Source organism: Nonomuraea antimicrobica, from assembly GCF_039536965.1.
GTDB classification, from domain to species: Bacteria; Actinomycetota; Actinomycetes; order Streptosporangiales; family Streptosporangiaceae; genus Nonomuraea; species Nonomuraea antimicrobica.
In genome coordinates, this window is sequence record NZ_BAAAZP010000081.1 from 72,659 (window position 1) to 96,612 (window position 23,954).

Genomic DNA, 23,954 nt, shown 5'->3' on the forward strand with positions numbered 1-23,954 from the left:
CGATGCGGGAGACTGGTTGGATGATGAGCCTGTTGGGCCCGGCGGAAATACGTAATTTGGCGAACAAGCTAGATCTTCGTCCGACAAAAAGACTTGGCCAGAACTTCGTGATCGACGCGGGGACGGTCCGGCGCATCGTCCGGGTCGCCGAGCTGTCCCCTGATGACGTCGTCATCGAGGTGGGGCCGGGGCTCGGCTCGCTCACGCTCGCGCTCCTGCCGTCGGCGGCTCACGTGGTCGCCGTCGAGATCGACCCGGTTCTCGCGGCCCAACTCCCCATCACGGCCGCCGACCGCGACGCCGGCGGCGACCTGACGGTCGTCAACGCCGACGCCATGAAGGTCACGCTCGACGACCTGTCCGGCCACGTGCCCACCGCCCTGGTGGCCAATCTGCCGTACAACGTGGCCGTACCGGTGGTGCTGCACCTCCTGGAGGCCCTTCCGTCGCTGCGCAAGGGCCTGGTCATGGTTCAGTTGGAGGTCGCCGACCGGCTCGCCGCCGGCCCTGGCTCGAAGGTGTACGGAGTGCCGTCGGTCAAGGCCGCCTGGTACGCGGACGTACGCCGTGCGGGCCCCGTCGGCCGTACGGTCTTCTGGCCCGTCCCCAACGTCGACTCCGGCCTCGTCTCCCTGACCCGCCACGACCCCCCGCCGACCTCAGCCACGCGGGAGGAGGTGTTCGAGGTCGTGGACGCGGCCTTCGCCCAGCGCCGCAAGACCCTCCGCGCGGCCCTGTCCACCTGGGCCGGCACCGCCGCCGACGCCGAACGCGCCCTCCGCGCGGCGGGCGTCGACCCGTCGACGAGAGGCGAACAACTCGACGTCCACGCCTTCGCCCGCATAGCCGAACAACGCCCCTGACCCACCCTCACCACGGCCCGACCCCACCCTCACCACGGCCAGAACCCACCCTCACCACGGCCAGAACCCGCGCCAAACGCCGTACGCTCCTCGGTCGCCTCGGTCGCCTCGGTCGCCTCGGTCGCCTCGGTCGCCTCGGTCGCCTCGGTCGCCCCGGTCGCCCCGGTCGGCCCTGTCGCCCGGTCGGCGCGGTCGGGCCTGTCGCCCGGTCGGCGCGGTTGCCCTGCTCGCCCTGCTCGCCCTGCTCGCCCCGGTCGGCGCGGTCGCTCCGGTCGCCCTACTCGCCCCGGATGAGAACGAGACGGGATCGCCGCAAGGACAGCCTGGGCTTCTTCCTGGCTGGGACGCGGCGGGTCGAGCTGCTGTGCAGGTCGCCGTTCGCACCGTCGGGCTTGTCGGACCAGGGCGGGCCGTTATGGCTGCACAGCCGCAGGTCACCCCTTCGGCTGTGGATAAGCGGTCGTCCTCCACAGAATCCCGTTCGGCCGATCCGCCCACCCGTCCGCCATCCGATGCTGGGCCTCCCACCTCGATCCATCCGGGAGGCCATCAATGCTCCACCACGCCATCACCCTGTGCCTGGTCCTCATCTCGGCAGTCTTCGCCGCCCTTCTCACGCCCGCCCCCGCTCATGCCGGCCCCACCGCACCACCGCGAGCGAACGGCCCGCTCCTTGCCAACAAGGTCCTGACCAAGGGGCAGATCGCCGCCGCAGCCGCCATCACCCAGATAGGCGTCTCCTTCTCCTGGGGCGGAGGCTCCCCGAAGGGGCCCACCCTGGGAATAGGCAGGGGATCCGGCACCAGAGGCTTCGACTGCAGCGGGCTGACCCTCTACGCCTGGTCCAGAGCGGGCGTACGGCTGAGTCACTACACCGGGGCCCAGTTCCGGCAGGGCCGCCGGATTCCTCTCGCCGCACGCCGTACAGGGGATCTTCTCTTCTTCGGGGGTGGCGCGGGCGACCCGACCCACGTGGCCCTGTTCCTGACGGGTGGCCTCATGGTCCACGCCACGAGGACGGGCGACATGGTCAGAAAGTCCAACTTCCTCACCTCGTCCTACTACCGCACCACCTTCAGAGGCGTCGTACGTCCCGGGTGAGCAGCATCACGCTCCGTTCGCCCTCAGCCCGAGACGCGGCTCGCATGCCGGGCACGAGTGGGCAGCTCCACCTCCGAGTCCCGAGGCGGTCAACACCCCCAGGCTCCGCCACCGCCCCAGGCTCCGCCACCGCCCCAGGCTCCGCCACCGCCCCAGGCTCCGCCATCGTCCCAAGCTCCGCCACGCCCTACGCGCCGACGTCCGACACGACCAGCGCCCGTGTCCCCTCCCCTCACGCGCCCGTGTCCCATCCTCGCGCGCCCGTGTCCCGTCCTCACACACCCGAGTCGAACGACCGATTCACGATCCCGGGCGGTGCCACGGCCCACCTACCGGGCAGTCAGTCCGGCCGCCAGTGCGTCGCTGGGACACAGCAGCCTTCACCGACGCTGGCTCACCGGATGACCGGCCACTTTTCGTTAGTCCTCGGCATCGGGCAAATGCCCACCAACTTGACTCTCCGTGTTGAACATCTGGTAGTCCTCCGGGTCATATTTTCGAGAACCGCATGTCAGGGCGGCGGGCCCCGATAACATCGAGTGTCCTTGACCCCGGCAAGTGATGAGAGTGGCAGAAGATCGATGAGTTCGGTGACCGTACGTGTGCCCGCGAAGGTCAACGTGCAGCTTTCTGTCGGCCCGCTCCGGGAAGATGGCTACCACGACCTGGTCAACGTCTTCCATGCAGTATCGATCTTCGACGAGGTCGTGGCGAAGGAGTCCGAGTCGATCACGGTTCAGGTGAACGGGAAGTGGTCCGACCAGGTGCCGACCGATGACTGCAACCTGGCGATCCGCGCTGCCCGTGCGCTCGCCAAGCACGCGGGCCGTACCTACGGCGCCGACCTGATCATCCAGAAGGAGATCCCCGTCGCCGGGGGGATGGCGGGCGGCAGTGCCGACGCCGCCGGTGCCCTGGTGGCCTGCAACGAGCTGTGGGGGCTTGGGTTGCCCATGGAAGATCTCATGGAGATCGCCGGTGACCTCGGCAGCGACGTACCGTTCTCCTTGATCGGCGGCACCGCCGTCGGCACCGGCCGCGGTGAGCAGTTGAGCGAGCTGCCCACGGGAGGCACGTTCCACTGGGTGTTCGCGCTGGCGGACGGCGGCCTCTCCACGGCCACCGTGTACGCCGAGTGCGACCGTCTCAGGGCGGCCTTGGGGGCCGAGGTGCCCTGGCCGATGCTCGACGATTCGCTGATGGAGGCCCTGGGCACCGGCGACGCCTACGCCCTCGGGTCTCACCTGACCAACGACCTCCAGGCCGCCGCCCTCAACCTCCGCCCCGAACTCGCGCCCACCCTCGACTCGGGCCGTCAGCACGGCGCGCTGGGCGCGATCGTCTCCGGCTCCGGCCCCACCTGCGCCTTCCTGGCCATCGACGCCACCCACGCCCGCGACCTGGCCCAGAGCCTGACCGCCACCGGCGCCGCCCACACCGCAGTGGCCGCCCACGGCCCGGTCCACGGCGCCACCCTGGTCTAACACCAGCTCACACCCGTCCCCGGCCTGGGGCCTCACCCTCGGCCTCGCAACCGCCCCTGCCAACGGTCACACGCTCGGTCTCACGGCCGTCCGTGCCAGAGCCGTACGCTCGTACGCTCGGTCTCACAGCCGTTCGTGCTAGAGCCGTGCGCTCGGTCTCACAGCCGTCCGTGCCAGGGCAGTGCGTTCGGTCTCACGGCCGTCCGTGCCAGGGCCGTACGCTCGTACGCTCGGTCTCGCAACCGTTCGTGCCAGGGCAGTGCGCTCGGCCTCACGGCCGTCCGTGCCAGAGCCGTGCGCTTGGTCTTGCGACTGCGCCTGTCAGCGGCCGTGCGTTCGGTCTCGCAGCCATCCCTGCCAGGGGCCGTACGTTCCGCGTGTCCCTGATTGCCGCTCTCACCTGCGGCGGCGGCCGTCTCTGCGCATCCTGAGATCGTTGGCACTGGGCTGCCAAGGGGCCGTATGGGGCCGCCAGACGGGGATCAGGGGGTTTGGCGGTGCGTCGGAGAGCGTGAAAGTGCTGAAAGCGCAGCCCGGAGACTCAACTCCTTGAACGCGTCCACCCGCTTGGCCTCAGATCCCTTTCGCCCCCGACCGCACTTTCCCGCTCCTCCGCTCGGTGCAGGTTGGAGTGGAGCCCGTTACGAGCCGATACCCTGGGAAGGCCATGAATCTGGTCAATCTTGAGTCGGTTTCCCATGCATACGGGCCCAAGCCGCTCCTCGCCGACGTCTCGCTCGGCGTGGAGGCCGGTGAGCGTATCGGCGTGGTCGGGCGTAACGGGGGCGGCAAGACGACCTTGCTGTCCGTTCTCGCCGGCACCGTACGCCCCGACAGCGGTCGGGTGACCCACAACCGCAGCCTGCGCGTCGGGTTCCTGTCACAGCAGGACACACTTGACCCCTCCACCCCCGTACGCGAGATCGTCCTGGGCGATCTGGCCGAGCACGAGTGGGCGGGCGACCAGCGCGTACGCGAGATCCTCGCCAACCTGATCGGCGACCTCGAGCTCGACGCCAAGGCGGGCGAGCTGTCCGGCGGCGAACGCAGGCGTACGGCGCTGGCCAAGCTGCTCATCGACGACCACGACCTGATCATGCTGGACGAGCCCACCAACCACCTCGACATCGAGGCCATCGCGTGGCTGGCCGGGCATCTGGCGGGCAGGAAGAGCGCGCTGGTGGCGGTGACGCACGACCGGTGGTTCCTCGATGCCGTGTCCACCCGCACGTGGGAGGTCGTCGACGGGCGGGTCGAGCGTTACGAGGGCGGATACGCCGCGTACGTGCTGGCCAAGGCCGAACGCGCGCGCATCGCCCAGGCCGCCGAGGAACGCCGCCAGAACCTCATGCGCAAGGAGATCGCCTGGCTGCGGCGCGGCCCGCCCGCCCGCACGTCCAAGCCGAAGTTCCGCATCGAGGCCGCTCAGGCGCTGATCGCGAACGAGCCGCCGGCGCGCGAGACCGTCGAGCTGATGGGCTTCGCCGCCGCCCGGCTCGGCAAGACCGTCTACGACCTCGAAGACGTCACCCTGCACGCGGGCGGCCCCGGCGCGGGGCCGCTGGTGCTCGATCGCCTGACGTGGCAGTTCGGGCCTGGCGACCGGATCGGGCTGATCGGCGTCAACGGGTCGGGCAAGTCGTCCGTGCTGCGGCTGCTCGCCGACACGGTCAGCCCCGACTCCGGCCGGGTGGTCAGGGGCAGGACGGTACGCCTGGCGCACCTGTCCCAGGAGCTGGCCGAGCTCGACCCGACGCGGCGCGTGCTGGAGTCGGTCGAGGAGATCCGTAAGTACCTCCAGCTCGGCAAGCGCGAGTGGACCGCCTCCCAGCTCCTCGAACGCCTGGGCTTCCGCGGCGACGCGCAGTGGAAGGTGATCGGCGACCTGTCGGGCGGCGAGCGGCGGCGGCTGCAGTTGCTGCGGCTGCTCATGGACGACCCCAATGTCCTGCTGCTCGACGAGCCCACCAACGACCTCGACATCGAGACCCTCAACGAGCTCGAAGACCTGCTGGACGGCTGGCCCGGCACGCTCGTCCTGGTGAGTCACGACCGCTACTTCCTGGAGCGGGTGACCGACCGGTGTGTGGCGCTGCTGGGCGACGGCAGGTTGTCGCTGCTGCCGGGCGGGGTGGACGAATACCTCGAACGGCGCGCCGCGGGCACGGCTGTCACCGCCCGATTCGGCCTCGGCACCACGACGGCCTCCAGCACAGCCGCTGGTACGGCTGCGGGTACCGCGACGGCCGCCGGTGACACGGTGACGGGCGCGACCGTCGGGGGAGCCACCGCAGGGGGAACGGCGGCGGCCGGGCAGGCGTCGCAGGCCGGGCTGTCCGCCAAGGAGGAACGCGAGCTCCGCAAGGAACTCAACCGCCTCGAACGCCAGCTCGACAAGCTCGGCGAGCAGGAGTCCCGCCTGCACGCCGCCATGGCGGAGGCGGCCAGCGACTACGCCAAGCTCGGCTCGCTCGACGCGCAACTCCGCGAGATCACGGTTCAGAAGGACACGATCGAAGCCGAGTGGCTGGAGGTGGCCGACCGCCTGGGCGACTGACGCACCCCCGCCGCCGCCCACGGCGCCTCGGTAAACGACGGCGTCCTTGTGCCCAAGCGCACGGCGCCCCTGTGCTCAAGCGCACGGTGCCCCTGTGCCTTAGTGCGCGGCGTCCCTGCGCCGAAGCGCGCGGCGTCCCTGCGCCCAAGCGCGCGTCCCTGGCGGTCTGCATCCTGCTCGGCAGGGCCCAAACCGTCCTGGAAGGCCGGGGAGCGCCACCGGGTCTCGGGGATCGGCCGGACCTCCCAAGAAACCGCCGCCCCGGGTCACCAGCCCGGAGCCGGCCGCTGCCAAAGATCGGCCGCCTGGGAAGCTGACGGCCCTTGGGAGACAGCGACTCGGGAGGCAGGCGGTACCTGGGAGTTGCTGCCCGGAGAGACCGCCGTTCACGAGGGCTGGCTGCCCGGAGAGGCCGCCGTTCATGAGGCTGGCTGCCCGGAGAGGTCGCCATATATGGGGCGGGTAGCTCGGAGGGGCCGCCGTCTATGGGGCCTGTCTGCCCCGGAGCCTGCCATTCGCGGATGATCGGCGGCCCGAGGGGCGGCTGCTTCCCGGTGGTTGGCTGCCTGAGAGATAGTTCGCCCCCGGGAGGCCGTCGCTCATCGGGCGGGCAGCCGGAGGCTGCCGTCCCCGCGCGGTCGGTGGCCTGGGAGGCAGGCGGCTTCCGAGGAGGGGCAGAGGTAGAGGTCAGTGGGGGGAGTCGAAGGGGGCGAGGAGGGTGCGGAGGAGGGAGGCCAGCGCTCGCCGGTCCGTACCCTCCAACCCCGACAACAGCTCCCGCTCCCTCCGCAGCAGGTCGTCGAACGCCGCGTCCACCCGCGCCAGCCCTGTGTCCGTCAACGACACCAGCACCCCCCGCCGGTCCTCGGGATCGGGACGGCGGCGCACCAGTCGCGCCTGCGCGAGCCGGTCGATGCGGTTGGTCATCGTGCCAGAGGTCACCAGGGTGGCCCGGAGCAGGGCCCCGGGGCTGAGCTCGTACGGCTTCCCCGCGCGCCGCAGCGCCGTCAGCACGTCGAACTCCCACGGCTCCAGATCGTGCTCGGCGAACGCCGCCCGCCGCGCACGGTCGAGGTGCTTGGCCAGTCGTGACACCCTGGAGAGCACCTGGAGCGGCTCGACGTCGAGGTCGGGGCGCTCCGTTCGCCAAGCCGCGACGAGGCGGTCCACCTCGTCCCTAGCATCCTCCGTCATGACACAAGAGTGTACTGTCTTGACGTCGAGATATCTCTCTCGATATCAATTATCTTCATGTCAAGAGATATCTGGGATCCCGCGACCTACGCCGTCTACGCCGACGAGCGGTCGCGGCCGTTCGTCGAGTTGGTCTCCAGAGTGGGCGCGGTCGAGCCCGATTATGTCGTGGACGCGGGCTGCGGCAGCGGCGAACTCACCACGAAGCTGAGCACTCGCTGGCCGAACGCGACCGTGGAGGGCTTCGACTCGTCCCCGGCCATGATCGGCAAGGCCAGGCAGTTGGGGTCGAAGGTCAGGTTCGCGGTGGCCGACGTCGTCACGTGGCGTCCCGACCGGCCCGTGGACGTGATCGTCTCCAACGCCGTCCTGCAGTGGGTGCCTGAGCACCGCGCCGTGCTGGAGCACTGGGTGGAGGCGCTGGCCCCGGGCGGCTGGCTGGCCTTCCAGGTGCCGGGCAACTTCGACGCGCCCAGCCATGTCGCCATCCGCGAGCTGTGCTCCTCGCGCGCCTGGTCCGACAGGCTCGGCGACTTCAGGAGGGACAGCCCGGTCGCCGAGCCGCTGGACTACCTCGATCTGCTCCACCGGGGCGGTGTCCGGGTGGATGCCTGGGAGACGACGTACGTGCACGTTCTGCAGGGCGAGAACCCGGTGCTCGACTGGGTCTCCGGCACCGCCCTGCGCCCGATCCTGGATCGGCTCGATCCGGCCGAGCGGCGGCGTTTCCTGCGCGATCTCTCCGGGTCGCTGGCCGAGGCGTATCCGGCCAGGAGTTACGGCACGCCGTTCCCATTCCGGAGGATCTTCGTGGTGGCTCAGAAATGAGGATAGAAGCGCTGCATCACGTTCAACTGGCCGCGCCGCGTGGCAGTGAGCCGCTGTTGCGGGAGTTCTACACGGGAGTGCTCGGCCTGCGTGAGGTGCCCAAGCCGCCGGCACTGGCCGCGCGCGGCGGGGTCTGGTTCAGGGGCGATGACCTGGAGGTTCATCTCGGCATCGAGGACGATTTCCGGCCCGCGCGCAAGGCCCATCCCGCCTTTCTCGTAGATGACCTAGACTCCTATATAGCGAAATTTCCGGATGCAACGGAAGACGATCTTTTCCCTGGATACCGGCGCATCCATGTCGAAGATCCGGTGGGCAACAGAATCGAGCTTCTGCGACCCGTGTGATATTCATCGTTGAGTGGCATGATTGTCCGAAATCGAACTCTTGCGAGGTGCAGTGGGCATCGAGATCGAGGACAAGTTCGACGTCTCTCCCGAATACGCGATTCCAGACCTCAGCGGCCTGGCGGATGTCGTGGGCCCGAAGGGCTACCAGCTCGTGGCCCTCTACTACGACACGCCCGACCTGAGGCTGGCCGCCCGAGGTGTCACCCTCAGGCGAAGACGGGGCGGCGCCGATCCCGGCTGGCACCTGAAGCTCCCCAAGGCCAAGGGTGTACGCCAGGAGATCACCCACCCGCTCACCCGCAGTACCAAGGTCGTGCCTGCCGAGCTGGCGGAACTCGTCCGTGCCTACACCCGCGGCGTCGAGCTGCACCCGGTCGCCGAACTCGACACGCGCAGGGACGTCACGCTGCTCCAGGACGGTGAGACCAGGCTGGTCGAGATCGCCGACGACCGCGTCAAGGGCACGGTGTACGGCGAGGAGTCCAAGGTCGTACGGTGGCGCGAGGTCGAGGCCGAGCTGCTCGAAGGCGGCTCCGAGGCGCTGCTGGCCAAGGTCGGCAAGCGGCTCAGGAAGGCCGGGGCCACCCCCTCCGAGGCCGCCAGCAAGCTCGCGAAGCTGCTCGAACCAGCCCCGCTCCCCACAGCCCCCACGCAGCCCGGCACGACCGGCGAGATCGTCGTCGACTACGTCGCGGGCCAGGTCTCGGCCCTCCTGTCGCAGGATCCCCGCGTCCGCCGCGCAGAAGAGGACGCCGTGCACCAGATGCGCGTGGCCGCCCGCCGGCTGCGCAGCGCGCTCAAGGCGTTCAAGAGCGTCGTGCTCGACACCGACCACATCCAGGACGAGCTGCGCTGGCTCGGCAACGTGCTCGGCGAGGCCCGCGACCTGGAGGTGATCAGGGCCAGGTTCGGCAAGGAACTGGCCACCTTGGCGCCGGAGCTGGTCACGGGCCCCATTCAGACCCGGCTCGGCTCGGACCTGCTCGAACGCGAACAACAGGCGTACGGGCGCATCAAGGAGGCACTCAGCGGCGACCGCTACTACGCGCTGCTCGACGCGCTCGACGGGCTGGCCGCCGCGCCGGCGCTGGGCAAGGCGGCGGCCAAGCCGGCGCAGGAGCGGCTGCGCGCCATCGCCGCGGCCAACTGGGACCGGGTGACCAAGAGGTACGACCTCGCCCAGGCCATCGACGACCTCGACCGCCGCGAGCTGGCCATGCACGACGTGCGCAAGGCGGCCAAACGCGCTCGATACACCGCGGAGGCGCTCCAGCCCACCCTCGGAGACGACATGGGCAAGCTCGCCAAGCTGGCCGAGGGCATCCAGGAGGTGCTGGGCACCTACCAGGACGGCGTGGTCGCCCAGGAACTGCTGGCCAAGGAGGCGGAGAGCGCCCGCGAGGCCGGCGAGGACACCTTCACCTACGGGCTGCTCATCGGCGTCGAACGCAACGCCGCCGACCGCGCCCACGCCGAGTTCCCCAAGCTCTGGAAGAAGACCCTCAAAGCGGTGACGAAGGTGCTGTGAGGAACCTCCTCACCCGACACTCGACGCTGTCGGCGACCGTACTGATGGTGGGCGTCAGGCCGGGTAGCGCTCGACGCTGACGACCTTGTCCCCGACCCGGTGCAGCACGGAGAAGGCCCCTTTGCGCAGGTGCACGTTCGTGCCGCTGAGCGCCTGGATCAGGGCCGGCAGCACCTTGCCGTGGCTGCACACGACCGCCGGCTGCGTGATGCCCCTCACCAGCGCCGGAGTCTTCTGCGGGTCCTGGCTCTCCTCGCTGAGCAGCGGCTCGATCCTGATGTCGGCCCCGACCCGCTCCGCGTACGGCTCCAGCGTCTGCACGCACCGGGCGCTGGGCGAGCTGACCAGCGACTCGGGCCGGTAGGCGGGCAGCGCGGTGGCCAGGTTCGCCGCCTGGGAGGCCCCGTCGGTGTCGAGCGGGCGGGCCGCGTCGTCGTCCGCCCACTCGTTCCTGGAGCCGGCCGAGCCGTGCCGGACGAGGACGAGCGGCACGGTCACGAGCGGCGCGGCGCGCAGGGCCCGCAGCAGCCCCGCGTCCCACTCGTACGTCAGCAGCCGCCTGGCCTGCTCCACCGGCAACCAGCGCAGCTCGTCGACCTCCTCGCCCGGCTCGAACCCGTCGTCGGAGAGCGCCCGCCCCGTCCAGTAGTCCACCCGCTTGAGCCGCCCGGCGCTCATGTAGTGGACGGGCGGCAGCGCCCGGCCGAGCACCACGGTCAGGCCGGTCTCCTCGCGCACCTCGCGCAGCCCGGCGGCGATCACGTGCTCGCCGGACTTCAGCTTGCCCTTGGGGAACGTCCAGTCGTCGTAGTCGGGGCGGTGGATGACGGCAACCTCGGGGCTGCTCTCCTCGCCCCTCCAGAGCACGGCTCCGGCGGCCCGGAGCAGGTCAGTCATCAACGGTCCTCCAGCGGCGCATCCCGATGAGACGGCTCTGCAGGTCCTCGCCGGGGTGACGGGCCCAGGTGCCGTCGGAGTTGAGCCACCACGCGTTGGTGGTCTCGGCCATGGCCAGGTCCATCAGCTCGATGAGGTACGCCTTGTGCTGCTGCGCGGTCACCTTGACCAGCGCTTCGACCCGGCGGTCGAGGTTGCGGCGCATGAGGTCGGCGCTGCCGATCCACACCTCGGGACGCCTGCCGAGGCCGAACTCGTACACGCGGGAGTGTTCGAGGAACCGCCCCAGGATCGAACGGACGCGGATGTTCTCCGACAGGTCGGGAATCCCCGGACGCAGTATGCAGATGCCGCGCACCCACAGGTCCACCGGGACGCCCGCCCTGGACGCCCGGTAGAGCGCGTCGATGATCGGCTCGTCGACCAGCGAGTTCGTCTTGATCCTGATCCGCGCCGGCCGGCCGGCCTGCTGGTGGGCGATCTCCCGTTCGATCCTGGCGACCAGGCCGCTGCGCATGGAGTGGGGCGCGACCAGCAGCCGCCGGTAGGCCGAGTGGTGTGAGTAGCCGGTCAGGTGGATGAACAGGTCGGTCACGTCCTCGCCGACCAGCGGGTCGGCCGTGAGCAGGCCGAAGTCCTCGTACTGGCGGGCGGTCTTCGGGTTGTAGTTGCCGGTGCCGATGTGGCAGTAGCGGCGCAGCTCGCCCGAGGGCTCCTGGCGTACGACGAGGGCCAGCTTGCAGTGGGTCTTCAGGCCCACCACGCCGTAGACGACGTGGCAGCCGGCGCGCTCCAGCTTGCGGGCCCAGGAGATGTTCGCGTGCTCGTCGAAGCGGGCCTTGATCTCCACGACCACGACGACCTGCTTGCCCGCCTCGGCCGCGTCGATCAGCGCGTTCACGATGGGGGACTCGCCGCTGGTGCGGTAGAGGGTCTGCTTGATCGCCAGCACCCGGGGGTCGGCCGCGGCCACCTCGATGAAGTGCTGCACGCTCGTGGCGAACGAGTCGTACGGGTGGTGCAGCAGCACGTCGCGCTCGCGCAGGGTCGAGAAGATGTCGTCGTCGGCGTTGATCACCTCGGCGGGCACGAACGGCCGGTAGCTCAGCTCGCCCCTGTCGAGGTCGGCGATGGCGTGCAGGCCGGTCAGGTCGAGCGGCCCCGTCAGTCGGTAGATCTCGTGCGGGTCCAGCTCCAGCTCCTCCACGAGCGGGGCCAGCACCTCGGGCGTGATCGTGTCCTCGACCTCCAGCCGCACGGGAGGGCCGAACCGCCGCTTGAGCAGCTCTTTCTCCAGGGCCTGCATGAGGTTCTCTGTGACGTCCTCGTCGACGTCGAGGTCCTCGTTCCTGGTGACGCGGAAGGCGTGGTGCTGGAGGATCTCCATGCCCTTGAAGAGCTGCCCGAGATGAGCGGCGATGACGTCTTCGAGCGGTACGAACCGATCCTTGGACGCCTGGACGAACCTGGGCAACTGCGAGGGAACCTTGACCCGGGCGAACACCGTGTGATCGGTCGCCGGATTACGCACCAGGACGGCCAGGTTCAGGCTGAGCCCGGAGATGTACGGAAACGGGTGGGCGGGGTCCACGGCCAGCGGCGTGAGCACCGGCCTGATCCGCTCCCTGAACAGCTTGCGCAGCTCCGTACGCTCCTCGCGGCCCAGGTCGTCCCACCGGACGATCTCGATGCCCTCGGCGGCGAGCTGCGGGGAGATCTGCTGGTGGAAGGCCGCCGCGTGCCGCCTGGCCAGCTCCTCGGCGATCGTGGTGATCCTGATCAGCTCTTCGCGCGGTTTCAGCCCGCTCTTGGTACGCAGCAGCAGGCCCGTCGCCATCCGCCGCTTGAGCCCGGCCACCCGGACCCGGAAGAACTCGTCGAGGTTGCTGGCGAAGATGGCCAGGAAGCGCACCCGTTCGAGCAGCGGGAGCGAGGGATCCTCGGCCAGTTCGAGCACGCGTTCGTTGAACTGGAGCCAGCTTTCTTCGCGATTGAGAAACCGCTCCTGTGGGAGGGGCAGGTCGTTGGCAGGCTCGAACGGTTCCGCGGACATATGGCGTATATTGCCCCGTTTGGTTGAACAGAACGTTAACGTCGCAGCAATGACTCACCCCTAAAGGTCAGTCCTGCTCCACACAATCGTCGACCCGGAGACCCGGCGGGTTCAAGAGTTTACTCAGAGTGATCTACCTGTTCGAGACGGGCGGCCCGCTCGGCCAGCTTGGCCTCCCGCTGGCGGATCTTCTCCTCGCGCTCGTGGGCCTTCTCCGCCTCCTTCAGCAGGCGCTCGCGCTCCTTCAGCTCGCGTACCCGGGCCTTCTCGGCCTCCTTCAGCTCCCGCTGGCGGACCTTCTCGGCCTCTTTGAGCTCCCTCTCGCGGGCCTTCTCGAACTCGCGCAGCTCCTTCTCGCTGGTGGCGCGCGGTTTGGCCGCGGTGGCGGCGCCACGGGTCCTGGTGGTGAGCGACGGGTTCGGATCGAGCCCGGTCAGCCCGTTCCAGGCCAGGTTGACCAGGTGGGCCGCGACCTCCTCGCGGCCCGGCTTGCGGACGTCGAGCCACCACTGGCCGGTCAGCGCGACCATCCCGACCAGCATCTGGGCGTACATCGGCGCGAGCTTGGGGTCGTAGCCGCGGGCCGCGAACTCGTCGGCCAGGACGTCCTCGACCTGGCTGGCGATCTCGCTGATCAGGCTCGCGAAGGTGCCGGTGCCCGAGGCGGCGTGCGAGTCGCGGATCAGGATGCGGAAGCCCTCGCTGCTCTCCTCGATGTAGCGCAGCAGGCCCAGCGCGGCCCGCTCTAGCTTGACCAGGGAGTGGGCGGCGGCGAGGCCGTCGGTGATCATGCCGAGCAGCTTCTGCATCTCCCGGTCGACGACGACCGCGTAGACGCCTTCCTTGCCGCCGAAATGCTCGTACACCACGGGTTTCGACACCTGTGCGGTAGCTGCGATCTCCTCGATGGAGGTGCCGTCGAAGCCCTTCTCCGCGAAGAGAGCGCGGCTGATGCGGACCAACTGCTCTCTTCGCTCTGCACCGGACATGCGTCTGCGGGATTGGGGTTCGGTCACGGTCTCCATAATGACGGCCACGGCTGCGCCGCCGCTCACCGGCTGATCGGCATCAGGCAATGCGCTTCGCCGCCAGGCGCTCGGGCGTCGGCCAGCGGACGTCGTACACCCAGCCCAGCTTCTCGAAGATCCGGATGAGGCCGGCGCTGAGGTCGATCTGGCCCTTCAGCGCGCCGTGCCTGGCACAGGTCGGGTCGGAGTGATGCAGGTTGTGCCACGACTCGCCGAAGGAGGGGATGGCCAGCCACCACACGTTGCGCGACTTGTCGCGGACCTGGAAGTCCTCCTCGCCGAAGACGTGGCAGATCGAGTTGATCGACCAGGTCACGTGGTGCAGCAGCCCGATGCGGACGAGTGAGCCCCAGAACAGCGCGGTCAGCCCGCCCTGCCAGGACCAGGTGAGCAGCAGGCCCAGCACGCCGGGCAGCAGGATCGAGGTGAGCGCGATGGGGCCGAACCACCTGTGCAGCTTCAGCACGTCGGGGTCCTTGCACAGGTCGGGGGCGTACTTCTCCCTGTTGGTGCGCTCGCTCTCGAACAGCCAGCCCATGTGGGCGTAGAGCAGGCCCTTGGCCATGTTCTTGAAGCCGGGGCCGAAGCGCCACGGCGAGTGCGGGTCGCCCTCCTTGTCGGAGAACTTGTGGTGCTTGCGGTGCGTGGCCACCCAGTCCAGCACGGACATCTCCAGCGACAGGGTGCCCGCGATGCCCATGGCGATCTTGAGCGGCCGCTTGGCCTTGAAGGAGCCGTGCGTGAAGTAGCGGTGCAGGCCGACGGTGACGCCCAGCCCGGAGACCACGTAGAAGACGAGGGCGATGGCGATGTCCGTCCAGCCGAGCCCCCATCCCCACGCGAGCGGCACGGCCGCCGCGATCGCGACGAGCGGCAGCCCGACCACCACGCCGAAGGTGAACAGCTCGGACTTGGACTTCGGCTCAGGCTCGAACTCGGGCTTCGGCGCGGATGCGGAACGCTCGGCGACAACGGTCATTGGCGACCTCCAACGACATGTATGAGGATGAATGTCCGGTCTACGCGACCGTAACCTACGCTAGCGTAAGTAAGGAAGACCTAAGCCGTGAATGTGTAAAACGTGAGGGTGCGCGGCGCGAGGTGGGTGGGATTTGTGCCTTGCGCCCTTTCGGCGGGTCTGTTACGCGGGCGACGCGATGGGGCGCGGCGGGACACGGTGACGGCTAATACGGGCGCGCGTCCGGGTGCGGGGTCGGTATCGTAGAGAGGCGTCGGACTCACGTGTCCGATCTGTCCCGGATCGTCTAATCGGCAGGACAAGTGGTTTTGGTCCACTTTGTAGGGGTTCGAGTCCTCTTCCGGGAGCTTTGATGTGCCTCCCCTGGAGAACGTCCGGGGCGGGGCCAGGTATCCTCACGGTGTCGGGAGGGTAGCTGCACTACGTGCAAGCTGTGGCGGCCCGCTGAACGCGGTTCACCATAGCTGCGATGTGCAAGCTGTGGCGGTCTGTGAACGCGGTCCGCCCATAGCTGCGCGATGTGCAGGCTGCGGCGGAGCGCTGAACGCGACCCACCGCAGAGCGGCGCGGTTGACGTGCCGATAGCCCTGATCCGTCCAGACACAGGGAGCCTCAGTCCGTGAGTGTGCCGCGCCCGGCAGCCGTCATCGTCCTCGCCGCGGGCGAGGGCACCAGGATGAAGAGCCAGACCCCGAAAGTCCTCCATGAGGTGTGCGGCCGCGCGCTGGTCGACCACATGCTCGCCGCCGCCCGCGACCTCGGTCCCGAGCAGCTCATCGTCGTCATCGGCCACGCGCTCGAACGGGTCGGCGGCCATCTCGCCGCCACCAGCCCCGACGCGCGCGCCGTCGTCCAGCGCGAGCAGCGCGGCACCGGCCACGCCGTGCGTACGGTGCTCGAAGAGGTCGGCACGATCTCCGGCACGGTCCTGGTCACCTACGGCGACGTGCCGCTGCTGCGCGCCAAGACCATGGCCGAGCTGCTCGACCGGCACGCCGCGGAGAGCAACGCGGTCACCGTGCTGACCGCCGAGGTGCCCGACCCGACCGGCTACGGCCGGATCGTCCGCGACGAGGCCGGCGCCGTGCTGGAGATCGTCGAGGACAAGGACGCCGACCCCGGTCAGCGTGCCATCAAGGAGATGAACTCCGGCATCTACGCCTTCGACGGCCTGCTGCTGGCCGACGCCGTCAAGCGCGTGTCCACCGACAACGCCCAGGGCGAGGAATACCTCACCGACGTCCTGGCCATCCTGCGCCGCGACGGCCACCGGGTCGGCGCCTTCGTGGCCGCCGACTTCGCCGAGGTCGAGGGCGTCAACGACCGCGTGCAGCTTGCCTTCGTCCGCAAGGTGCTCAACCAGCGCCTGCTGGAGGAGCACATGCGCGCCGGCGTCACGATCATCGACCCGGCCAGCACGTGGATCGACGCCGGCGTCCGCATCGGGCCCGACGCGGTCGTCCATCCGGGCACCCAGCTCCGCGGCGCCACCGTGATCGAGGCGGGGGCGGAGGTCGGCCCCGCCACCACCCTGACCGACACCTTCGTCGGCGAGGGCGCCGTGGTGCGCAACGCCGTGTGCGACCAGGCCGAGGTCGGCCCGGAGGCCAACGTCGGCCCCTACGCCTACCTGCGCCCGGGCACCGTGCTGGGCCGCAGGTCGAAGGCGGGCACGTTCGTCGAGATGAAGAACACCACGGTCGGCGAGCGCTCCAAGGTGCCGCACCTGTCCTACGCGGGCGACGCCATCATCGGCGCCGACGTCAACATCGGCGCCTCCACCGTCTTCGTGAACTACGACGGGGTCGACAAGCACCGCACCACCCTGGGCGACGGCGTGTTCGTCGGCTGCGACACCATGCTCGTCGCCCCGGTGACGGTCAACGACGGCGCCTACACGGCGGCCGGCTCGGTGATCGTCGACGACGTACCGCCCGGCGCCATGGGTGTGGCGCGGGCGCGGCAGCGCAACATCGAGAAATGGGTCTTGCGCAGGCGCGCGGGCACGAAGTCGGCCGCGGCCGCCGAGCGGGCGCTGGCCGGGCAAGAGCAGCAGGAGAAGAAGCAGTGACCAGCATCAAGCAGCCCGGCGAGAAGAACCTCATGCTCTTCTCCGGGCGGGCCTATCCGGAGCTGGCCGAGGAGGTCGCCCAGCACGTCGGCGTCTCCCTCACCCCCACCAGGCTCATCGACTTCGCCAACGGCGAGATCTACGCCCGTTACCTCGAGTCCGTACGCGGCTGTGACGCCTTCGTCATCCAGAGCCACACCGGGCCCATCAACAAGTGGATCATGGAACAGCTCATCATGGTCGACGCGCTCAAGCGGGCCTCCGCCAAGCGCATCACCGTGGTCATGCCGTTCTTCGGCTACGCGCGCCAGGACAAGAAGGGCCGCGGGCGCGAGCCCATCACGGCCCGGCTGATGGCCGACATGTTCAAGACCGCGGGCGCCGACCGGCTCATGTCGATCGACCTGCACACCTCCCAGATCCAGGGCTTCTTCGACGGCCCTGTCGACCACCTGTTCGCCATGCCGGTGCTGGAGAGCTACCTCAAGAACAAGCTCGACCTGGAGAACACCACGGTCGTCTCGCCCGACACCGGCCGCGTGCGCCTGTCGGAGCGCTGGGCCGACACGCTGGGCACGCCGATGGCGTTCATCCACAAGCGCCGCGACCTCGACGTGGCCAACCAGGTGAAGGTCAACGAGGTCGTCGGCCGCGTACGCGGGCGCACCTGCGTGGTGATCGACGACATGATCGACACCGCGGGCACGATCTGCAAGGCCGCCGACGCGCTCTACGAGCAGGGCGCCACCAACGTGATCACCGCCGCCACCCACGCGGTCTTCTCCGACCCCGCGGTCGACCGGCTGAAGAACTCCCGGATCTCCGAGGTCATCGTCACCAACACGCTGCCGCTGTCGACGGCCAACAGGTTCGACAAGCTCACCGTGCTGTCCATCGCGCCGCTCATCGCCCGCGCGATCACCGAGGTCTTCCAGGACGGCTCGGTCACGAGCCTGTTCGAGGGTGACACCTGAGCCCAGTAGGATAGTGGGGTTGCGCTCGTAATGCCTTCCGCTAGGGCGGGTGAGGGTGAGCGTTCGACAATCCGTCCCGAGCATCCCTAGGAGATGTCGTGTCCGAAGTACGTATCGCCGCCGAGCCGCGCACCACGTTCGGCAAGGGCGCCGCTCGCAAGATCCGCCGCGCCGACAAGGTGCCCGCCGTTCTCTACGGGCACGGCATCGACCCCAAGCACCTGACGCTGCCCGGCCACGAGGTGCTGCTCGCGCTGCGCACCCCCAACGTGCTGATCCGCCTCAAGGGTGAGGGCGTCGACGAGCTCGCGCTGCCCAAGGGCGTTCAGCGCGACCCGATCAAGGGCTTCGTCGAGCACGTCGACCTGCTCCTGGTCAAGCGCGGCGAGAAGGTCACGGTCGAGATCCCGGTCACCACGGTCGGCGACGTCCACTCCGACGGCCTGCTCGACCTGCAGCTCGTCACGGTCACCGTGGAGGCCGAGGCCACCCACATCCCGACCGGCGTCGAGGTCGACATCGACGGCCTGGAGGTCGGCACCGCGGTCACCGCCGCGCAGCTCCGGCTGCCGAAGGGCGCCACCCTGGCCGCCGACCCCGAGGCCGTGATTCTTCAGGTCATCGGCAAGCCGGTCGAGGCCGCCGAGGGCGAGGCCGCCGAGGGCGAGGGCGCTGAGGCGCCCGCGGCCGAGGGCGCGGAGGCTCCGGCCGCCGAGTAGGCGACAGGTTCACTCGTGAACGGGGCGGCCGGCATCGAGCCGTCCCGTTCCGCGCAAGGGGGTCGCATGGATCGCTGGCTGATCGCCGGACTGGGCAACCCGGGGCCCGACTACGCGGGCAACCGGCACAACGCGGGCTTCATGGTGCTCGACGAGCTGGCCGCCAGGGCGGGCGGGCGGTTCAAGGCCCACAAGAGCAGGGCCGAGGCGTGCGAGACGCGTGCCGCCGTGCTGGCCAAGCCCCTGACGTACATGAACCTCTCCGGCGGGCCCGTGAAGGCGCTCGCCGACTTCTACAAGATCGGGCCGGAGCGGCTGATCGTCGTCCACGACGAGCTCGACGTGCCCTACGGCGCGCTGCGCGCCAAGCTCGGGGGCGGCGACAACGGCCACAACGGGCTCAAGTCGATCACCAAGGTCCTCGGCACCCGCGACTACCTGCGCGTACGGTTCGGCATCGGGCGACCGCCCGGCCGCATGGACCCGGCGTCCTTCGTGCTGCGCGACTTCGCCACCGTCGAGCGCAAAGACCTGCCCTTCCTCGTCGACCGGGCCGCCGACGTCGTCGAGTCGCTGATGGCCCGCGGCCTGGAGGCCACCCAGAACGACTTCCACCGGGCTGATCTGCACATTTCCGGCCCTCCACGCTGATCACCACATTGGGTCGTTCGCCGGTTGCCGGACGTACGCGCCGCTACCATCTGTGACTGTCCGTTCAGGAGTGGTCACACCTGGAGGCATGCGTGCGCGGTGAAGGCCTCATGGCTTTCGCGAGGACCGGTCATGGGGTCGGCTGGGGGGCCAAACCGCGCACGCCCTCCTGGGTGCGCTCATATCGGATGTGCGCGGTGCTGGGCGATCTGTGCGGGGCGGGCATCGGGGCGGCGACCGCGTTCTCGGTCAGGTTCGGCGGGCTCACCCCCTACGTGCTGCCGTACCTGCTGGTCAGCCTGGTGCTGCCGGTGGTGTGGTGCTGTGCGGTGGCGGTCGCCCGCGCGTACGAGCCGCGCATGCTCGGCGTCGGCTCCGAGGAGTTCCGCCGGGTCGTGCAGGCCGGCATGGCGCTGACCGCGGGCACCGCCATCGGCTCCTACGTGACCAAGACCGACGTCGCCCGGGGCTACGTCGTGCTGGCGCTGCCGCTGGTCACGTTCTTCTCCCTCGTCCTCAGATACGCCCTGCGCCGCTCCCTGCACCGCCGTAGGGCCGCGGGCGCCTGCATGCGCAGGGTCGTGGCGGTCGGGCACGCCGCCTCGATCTCCGAGCTGGTACGCCTCTTCCACCGCGAACGCCACCACGGCATGGACGTCGTGGCCGCCTGCGTGCCCGGTGGGCACCCCGGGCAGCGGGTGGCCGACGTCCCGGTCGCGGGCGACCTCAGCGACGTGCCGATCGCGGTGGAGCAGCACGACGCCGACACGGTGGCCGTGCTGGCCTGCCCCGAGATGGACGGGCAGGCGCTGCGCCGGCTGGCCTGGCGGCTGGAGCGCAGCCACACCGAGCTGGTCGTCGCACCCGCGCTGATGGACGTGGCCGGGCCGCGCACCACGATCAGGCCGGTCGCCGGGATGCCGCTGCTGCACGTCGAGCATCCCGAGCTGGCCGGGATCCGGCAGTTCGTGAAGAACGTCTTCGACCGCCTGGTGGCCGCCACGCTGCTGGTGCTGCTGGCGCCGCTGCTGGTGGGGCTGGCGGTGGCCGTACGCGCGACGAGCCCGGGGCCGGCGCTGTTCCGTCAGACCCGGGTGGGCAGGGACGGCGAGGTTTTCACGATCGTGAAGTTCCGCACAATGCGGCGCGGTTCCGAGCAGCAGAAGATCACCCTCGTCAGCGACCGCGACGGCGTGCTGTTCAAGATTCGGAACGATCCACGGGTCACGCCGCTCGGCACGCTGATGCGCCGCCACTCGCTCGACGAGCTGCCGCAGCTCATCAACGTCGTCCTGGGCCACATGTCGCTCGTGGGCCCCCGGCCGCCGCTGCCGGAGGAGGTCGCCCGCTACGGCGACGACGTGCGCCGGCGGCTCCTCGTACGCCCAGGGCTGACCGGGCTGTGGCAGGTCAGCGGGAGATCTGACCTATCGTGGGAGGAATCCGTGCGCCTCGACCTGCGTTACGTGGAGAATTGGTCCCTCACGCTGGATCTCCAGATCCTGTGGAAGACTTGGTCGGCCGTCGCCCGCGGGCAAGGAGCATATTGATGACGATTCGCGACGACCACGCCCTGGCCGCCGATCTGGCGACCGAGGCCGGTGAGAGGCTGCTGCGGGTTCGCGAGCACCTGGGGTACGACGACCCGGGGGCGCTGCGGGCCGAGGGAGACCGGTCCTCTCACCTCTACCTCATGGAGTCGCTGGCGCGGCTGCGGCCGAGCGACAGCGTGCTGTCGGAGGAGGCCACCCGCGAGGAGCGGCTCGACCCGCGCAGGCTGGGCGCCGAACGGGTGTGGATCGTCGACCCGCTCGACGGCACCAGGGAGTTCTCGGAGCGGCGTGAGGGTGCGGAGGCGGGCGCGGCGGACGAGGGCAGGGCCGACTGGGCCGTGCACGTGGCCCTGTGGGAGCGCGGGAGGCTCAGCGCGGGCGCCGTGGCGCTGCCCTCCCAGGGCCGTACGCTGACGACCGCCGACCCGCCGAAGCTGCCCGCGTACGACAAGGGGCGCTTCCGCATCGCCGTCAGCCGCACCAGGCCGCCCGAGTTCGTCAGGAAGCTGGCCTACCTGGTGGGGGCCGACCTCGTGCCGATCGGCTCGGCGGGGGCCAAGATCTCGGCGGTGCTCACCGGCGAGGTGGAGGCGTACGTACACGCCGGGGGGCAAAACGAGTGGGATTCCGCCGCGCCGGTCGCCGTGGCGCTGGCCGCAGGGGCGCACGCGAGCCGGATCGACGGCTCCGAGTTGACGTACAACCAAGCCGACCCGTCACTACCGGATATCCTGGTTTCCCTACCAGAGCTGGCGACATCCCTGCTCGCCGGCATCCGGGACCTTCATCGCTGAACCCGCCGGAGGAAGTTCACATGCTCCAGCGCGACTATACGACGTCGCAGCTCGACGTGCTCGAGGCCGAGGCCGTCCACATCATGCGCGAAGTGGCGGCCGAGTTCGAGCGTCCCTGTCTGCTCTTCTCCGGGGGCAAAGACTCGATCGTCATGCTACGCATCGCGGAGAAGGCGTTCTGGCCGGCGCCCATCCCGTTCCCGCTCATGCACGTCGACACGGGGCACAACTTCGACGAGGTCATCGAGTTCCGCGACCGGCGCTCGGCCGAGTTGGGCGCCCGGCTGATCGTGGCCAGCGTGCAAGACTCCATCGACCAGGGCCGGGTCGTCGAGGAGACCGGGCGGCGCGCCTCGCGCAACCGCCTGCAGACCACCACCCTGCTCGACGGGATCGAGGAGCACCAGTTCGACGCCGTGTTCGGCGGCGCCAGGCGCGACGAGGAGAAGGCCCGCGCCAAGGAGCGGGTGTTCTCCTTCCGCGACGACTTCGGGCAGTGGGACCCGAAGAACCAGCGCCCCGAGCTGTGGAACCTCTACAACTCCCGCATCCGCAAGGGCGAGCACATCCGCGTCTTCCCGCTGTCCAACTGGACCGAACTCGACGTCTGGGACTACATCAGGCGCGAGGGCATCGAGATCCCCTCCATCTACTTCGCCCACACCCGCAAGGTGTTCGAGCGCGACGGCATGCTGCTGCCCGACTCCGAGGTGGTGTCGCGCGGCGAGGAGGAGCCGCTGTTCGAGGCGGTGGTGCGCTACCGCACCGTGGGCGACATGACCTGTACGGGCGCCGTCCAGTCCACGGCCGCCACGGTCGAGGAGATCATCGAGGAGATCGCCGCCACCCGGATCACCGAGCGCGGGGCCACCAGGGCCGACGACCGCTCGTCCGAGGCGGCCATGGAAGACCGGAAGAGAGAGGGCTACTTCTAAATGCACCCGTCCGTAGCAGTCGCGGTTCGTCCTGGAGGACCGGCTGTGTTTGACGACAAGGGCCACATCTGATGGACATTCTTCGCTTTGCCACCGCGGGAAGCGTCGACGACGGCAAGTCCACCCTCATCGGACGGTTGCTCTACGACTCCAAAGCGATCTTCGAGGACCAGTTGGAGGCCGTCGAGCGCACCTCGCGCGACCGCGGCACCGAATACACCGACCTGTCGCTGTTGACCGACGGGCTGCGGGCCGAGCGCGAGCAGGGCATCACGATCGACGTGGCGTACCGCTATTTCGCGACGCCGCGCCGGAAGTTCATCATCGCCGACACGCCCGGGCACATCCAGTACACCAGAAACATGGTGACCGGCGCCTCCACGGCCGATCTGGCGATCATCCTCATCGACGCCCGCAAGGGCGTGCTGGAGCAGTCGCGGCGGCACGCGTTCCTGACGTCGCTGCTGCGCGTGCCGCACCTGGTGCTGGCCGTCAACAAGATGGACCTGGTCGACTACTCCCAGGCGCGCTTCGAGGAGATCAGAGACGAGTTCACGGCGTTCGCGTCCAAGCTGAACGTCTCCGACCTCACCTTCATCCCGATCTCCGCGCTCAACGGCGACAACGTGGTCTCGCGCTCGGAGAACATGCCCTGGTACCTCGGCACGTCCCTCCTGCACCACCTGGAGAACGTGCACATCGCCTCCGACCGCAACCTGACCGACGTGCGCTTCCCCGTCCAGTACGTCATCCGTCCCCAGCGGGCCACCGACCCCGCCTTCCACGACTACCGCGGCTACGCCGGCCAGGTGGCGGGCGGCGTGCTCAAGCCCGGTGACGAGGTCGTGCACCTGCCTTCGGGCCTGACCACGCGGATCGCCTCGATCGACACCTTCGACGGGCCGGTGGAGGAGGCGTTCCCGCCCATGTCGGTGACGCTGCGCTTCGAGGACGACCTCGACATCTCGCGCGGCGACATGATCGCCCGGCCCAACAACCAGCCGAACACGGCGCAGGAGTTGGAGGCGATGGTCTGCTGGATGGGCGACGGCCTCAAGCTGACGCCGCGTACCAAGCTGACGATCAAGCACACCACCCGCACCGCCCGTGCGATGGTGCGCGAGCTGCACTACCGGCTCGACGTCAACACCCTGCACCGTGACGAGGAGGCGACCTCGCTCGCCCTCAACGAGATCGGCCGGGTGTCGCTGCGGGTCACCCAGCCGATGTTCGTCGACGACTACGCGCGCAACCGGCTGACCGGCGGTTTCATCCTGGTCGACGAGGCCACGAACGGCACGGTGGGCGCGGGCATGATCATCGACGCGAGCTGAGGTAGATCTTTTAGCGTTTGCCTTACCAAGGCATTACTCTCCGCGCTAGGGTCATCGCGTT

At 69.4% G+C, this 23,954-nt stretch carries 20 protein-coding genes and 1 tRNA gene; 16 read left to right on the top strand and 5 right to left on the bottom strand.

Going from position 1 to position 23,954, the window contains the following annotated elements:
* The first annotated feature begins 2 nt into the window (after positions 1–2).
* From rsmA to ABD844_RS21470, 4 genes are all read left to right on the top strand, one after another.
* The gene (gene rsmA, locus ABD844_RS21455) at positions 3–863 is read left to right on the top strand and encodes a 16S rRNA (adenine(1518)-N(6)/adenine(1519)-N(6))-dimethyltransferase RsmA (protein WP_344880510.1); all 861 of its coding nucleotides are present in this window, start codon (positions 3–5) and stop codon (positions 861–863) included.
* Positions 864–1,415: 552 nt separating this feature from the next.
* On the top strand, positions 1,416–1,964 hold the full coding sequence (locus tag ABD844_RS21460; RefSeq protein ID WP_344880513.1) for an NlpC/P60 family protein: 549 nt from the start codon (positions 1,416–1,418) through the stop codon (positions 1,962–1,964).
* A gap of 581 nt (positions 1,965–2,545) precedes the next feature.
* Positions 2,546–3,448 (top strand): 4-(cytidine 5'-diphospho)-2-C-methyl-D-erythritol kinase, encoded by a 903-nt coding sequence (locus tag ABD844_RS21465; protein WP_344880516.1) that lies wholly within the window; start codon positions 2,546–2,548, stop codon positions 3,446–3,448.
* Between the two features lie 667 nt (positions 3,449–4,115).
* Positions 4,116–6,005 carry an ABC-F family ATP-binding cassette domain-containing protein gene (locus tag ABD844_RS21470; RefSeq protein ID WP_344880519.1) on the top strand — a complete coding sequence of 630 codons (1,890 nt, stop codon included), beginning with the start codon at positions 4,116–4,118 and terminating at the stop codon, positions 6,003–6,005.
* A gap of 687 nt (positions 6,006–6,692) precedes the next feature.
* Here ABD844_RS21470 and ABD844_RS21475 read toward each other — a convergent pair.
* Complete coding sequence (locus tag ABD844_RS21475) at positions 6,693–7,199, bottom strand: MarR family winged helix-turn-helix transcriptional regulator (protein WP_344880522.1); 507 nt, start codon at positions 7,197–7,199, stop codon at positions 6,693–6,695.
* Between the two features lie 57 nt (positions 7,200–7,256).
* Between ABD844_RS21475 and ABD844_RS21480 the strand changes: the two genes are divergently transcribed.
* From ABD844_RS21480 to ABD844_RS21490, 3 genes are read left to right on the top strand one after another with little or no spacing between them, the layout of a single operon-like run.
* Positions 7,257–8,027 (top strand): trans-aconitate 2-methyltransferase, encoded by a 771-nt coding sequence (locus ABD844_RS21480; RefSeq protein WP_344880525.1) that lies wholly within the window; start codon positions 7,257–7,259, stop codon positions 8,025–8,027.
* Positions 8,024–8,374 (top strand): VOC family protein, encoded by a 351-nt coding sequence (locus ABD844_RS21485; protein WP_344880527.1) that lies wholly within the window; start codon positions 8,024–8,026, stop codon positions 8,372–8,374. The genes ABD844_RS21480 and ABD844_RS21485 overlap by 4 nt, the downstream gene beginning before the upstream one ends.
* A 52-nt stretch (positions 8,375–8,426) precedes the next feature.
* The gene (locus ABD844_RS21490; RefSeq protein ID WP_344880530.1) at positions 8,427–9,905 is read left to right on the top strand and encodes a CYTH and CHAD domain-containing protein; all 1,479 of its coding nucleotides are present in this window, start codon (positions 8,427–8,429) and stop codon (positions 9,903–9,905) included.
* Between the two features lie 54 nt (positions 9,906–9,959).
* Here the strand turns inward: ABD844_RS21490 and ABD844_RS21495 are convergent, their stop codons facing one another.
* The 4 genes from ABD844_RS21495 to ABD844_RS21510 form a co-directional block, all read right to left on the bottom strand.
* Entirely contained in the window at positions 9,960–10,802 is an 843-nt protein-coding gene (locus ABD844_RS21495) for an NUDIX hydrolase (RefSeq protein WP_344880533.1), read from the bottom strand.
* Positions 10,795–12,855 (bottom strand): RNA degradosome polyphosphate kinase, encoded by a 2,061-nt coding sequence (locus ABD844_RS21500; RefSeq protein ID WP_344880536.1) that lies wholly within the window; start codon positions 12,853–12,855, stop codon positions 10,795–10,797. The genes ABD844_RS21495 and ABD844_RS21500 overlap by 8 nt, the downstream gene beginning before the upstream one ends.
* A 119-nt stretch (positions 12,856–12,974) precedes the next feature.
* Positions 12,975–13,880: a TetR/AcrR family transcriptional regulator gene (locus ABD844_RS21505; protein WP_425568627.1), complete on the bottom strand. Its 906-nt coding sequence runs from the start codon at positions 13,878–13,880 to the stop codon at positions 12,975–12,977.
* Between the two features lie 43 nt (positions 13,881–13,923).
* Positions 13,924–14,862, bottom strand: a complete 939-nt coding sequence (locus ABD844_RS21510) for an acyl-CoA desaturase (RefSeq protein ID WP_344880542.1) — start codon at positions 14,860–14,862, stop codon at positions 13,924–13,926.
* A 275-nt stretch (positions 14,863–15,137) separates the two neighbouring features.
* Here ABD844_RS21510 and ABD844_RS21515 point away from each other — a divergent pair.
* From ABD844_RS21515 to cysN, 9 genes are all read left to right on the top strand, one after another.
* A tRNA-Gln gene (locus ABD844_RS21515) sits at positions 15,138–15,209 on the top strand.
* A 272-nt stretch (positions 15,210–15,481) separates the two neighbouring features.
* Positions 15,482–16,933: a bifunctional UDP-N-acetylglucosamine diphosphorylase/glucosamine-1-phosphate N-acetyltransferase GlmU gene (gene glmU / locus ABD844_RS21520; RefSeq protein WP_344880545.1), complete on the top strand. Its 1,452-nt coding sequence runs from the start codon at positions 15,482–15,484 to the stop codon at positions 16,931–16,933.
* Entirely contained in the window at positions 16,930–17,907 is a 978-nt protein-coding gene (locus tag ABD844_RS21525; RefSeq protein WP_344880548.1) for a ribose-phosphate diphosphokinase, read from the top strand. Before glmU ends, ABD844_RS21525 begins: the two co-directional genes overlap by 4 nt.
* 98 nt (positions 17,908–18,005) lie before the next feature.
* Positions 18,006–18,626 (top strand): 50S ribosomal protein L25/general stress protein Ctc, encoded by a 621-nt coding sequence (locus tag ABD844_RS21530; protein WP_344880552.1) that lies wholly within the window; start codon positions 18,006–18,008, stop codon positions 18,624–18,626.
* A 66-nt stretch (positions 18,627–18,692) separates the two neighbouring features.
* On the top strand, positions 18,693–19,277 hold the full coding sequence (gene pth, locus ABD844_RS21535) for an aminoacyl-tRNA hydrolase (RefSeq protein WP_344880555.1): 585 nt from the start codon (positions 18,693–18,695) through the stop codon (positions 19,275–19,277).
* A 110-nt stretch (positions 19,278–19,387) separates the two neighbouring features.
* Positions 19,388–20,827, top strand: a complete 1,440-nt coding sequence (locus ABD844_RS21540) for a sugar transferase (protein ID WP_344880558.1) — start codon at positions 19,388–19,390, stop codon at positions 20,825–20,827.
* Positions 20,827–21,624 carry a 3'(2'),5'-bisphosphate nucleotidase CysQ gene (locus ABD844_RS21545; RefSeq protein ID WP_344880561.1) on the top strand — a complete coding sequence of 266 codons (798 nt, stop codon included), beginning with the start codon at positions 20,827–20,829 and terminating at the stop codon, positions 21,622–21,624. The genes ABD844_RS21540 and ABD844_RS21545 overlap by 1 nt, the downstream gene beginning before the upstream one ends.
* 20 nt (positions 21,625–21,644) lie before the next feature.
* Positions 21,645–22,559: a sulfate adenylyltransferase subunit CysD gene (cysD, locus tag ABD844_RS21550; protein WP_344880564.1), complete on the top strand. Its 915-nt coding sequence runs from the start codon at positions 21,645–21,647 to the stop codon at positions 22,557–22,559.
* A gap of 71 nt (positions 22,560–22,630) precedes the next feature.
* Positions 22,631–23,893: a sulfate adenylyltransferase subunit CysN gene (gene cysN / locus ABD844_RS21555; protein ID WP_344880567.1), complete on the top strand. Its 1,263-nt coding sequence runs from the start codon at positions 22,631–22,633 to the stop codon at positions 23,891–23,893.
* The last annotated feature ends 61 nt before the right edge of the window (positions 23,894–23,954 follow it).

Coding starts and splice junctions, on each gene's coding strand:
- pth (WP_344880555.1), top strand. CDS start 18,693: ATGGATCGCTGGCTGATCGCCGGACTGGGCAACCCGGGGCCCGACTAC.
- cysN (WP_344880567.1), top strand. CDS start 22,631: ATGGACATTCTTCGCTTTGCCACCGCGGGAAGCGTCGACGACGGCAAG.
- ABD844_RS21545 (WP_344880561.1), top strand. CDS start 20,827: ATGACGATTCGCGACGACCACGCCCTGGCCGCCGATCTGGCGACCGAG.
- ABD844_RS21475 (WP_344880522.1), bottom strand. CDS start 7,199: ATGACGGAGGATGCTAGGGACGAGGTGGACCGCCTCGTCGCGGCTTGG.
- ABD844_RS21465 (WP_344880516.1), top strand. CDS start 2,546: ATGAGTTCGGTGACCGTACGTGTGCCCGCGAAGGTCAACGTGCAGCTT.
- cysD (WP_344880564.1), top strand. CDS start 21,645: ATGCTCCAGCGCGACTATACGACGTCGCAGCTCGACGTGCTCGAGGCC.
- ABD844_RS21540 (WP_344880558.1), top strand. CDS start 19,388: ATGGCTTTCGCGAGGACCGGTCATGGGGTCGGCTGGGGGGCCAAACCG.
- ABD844_RS21480 (WP_344880525.1), top strand. CDS start 7,257: ATGTCAAGAGATATCTGGGATCCCGCGACCTACGCCGTCTACGCCGAC.
- ABD844_RS21510 (WP_344880542.1), bottom strand. CDS start 14,862: ATGACCGTTGTCGCCGAGCGTTCCGCATCCGCGCCGAAGCCCGAGTTC.
- ABD844_RS21460 (WP_344880513.1), top strand. CDS start 1,416: ATGCTCCACCACGCCATCACCCTGTGCCTGGTCCTCATCTCGGCAGTC.
- ABD844_RS21505 (WP_425568627.1), bottom strand. CDS start 13,880: ATGGAGACCGTGACCGAACCCCAATCCCGCAGACGCATGTCCGGTGCA.
- ABD844_RS21485 (WP_344880527.1), top strand. CDS start 8,024: ATGAGGATAGAAGCGCTGCATCACGTTCAACTGGCCGCGCCGCGTGGC.
- ABD844_RS21470 (WP_344880519.1), top strand. CDS start 4,116: ATGAATCTGGTCAATCTTGAGTCGGTTTCCCATGCATACGGGCCCAAG.
- ABD844_RS21500 (WP_344880536.1), bottom strand. CDS start 12,855: ATGTCCGCGGAACCGTTCGAGCCTGCCAACGACCTGCCCCTCCCACAG.
- rsmA (WP_344880510.1), top strand. CDS start 3: ATGCGGGAGACTGGTTGGATGATGAGCCTGTTGGGCCCGGCGGAAATA.
- ABD844_RS21495 (WP_344880533.1), bottom strand. CDS start 10,802: ATGACTGACCTGCTCCGGGCCGCCGGAGCCGTGCTCTGGAGGGGCGAG.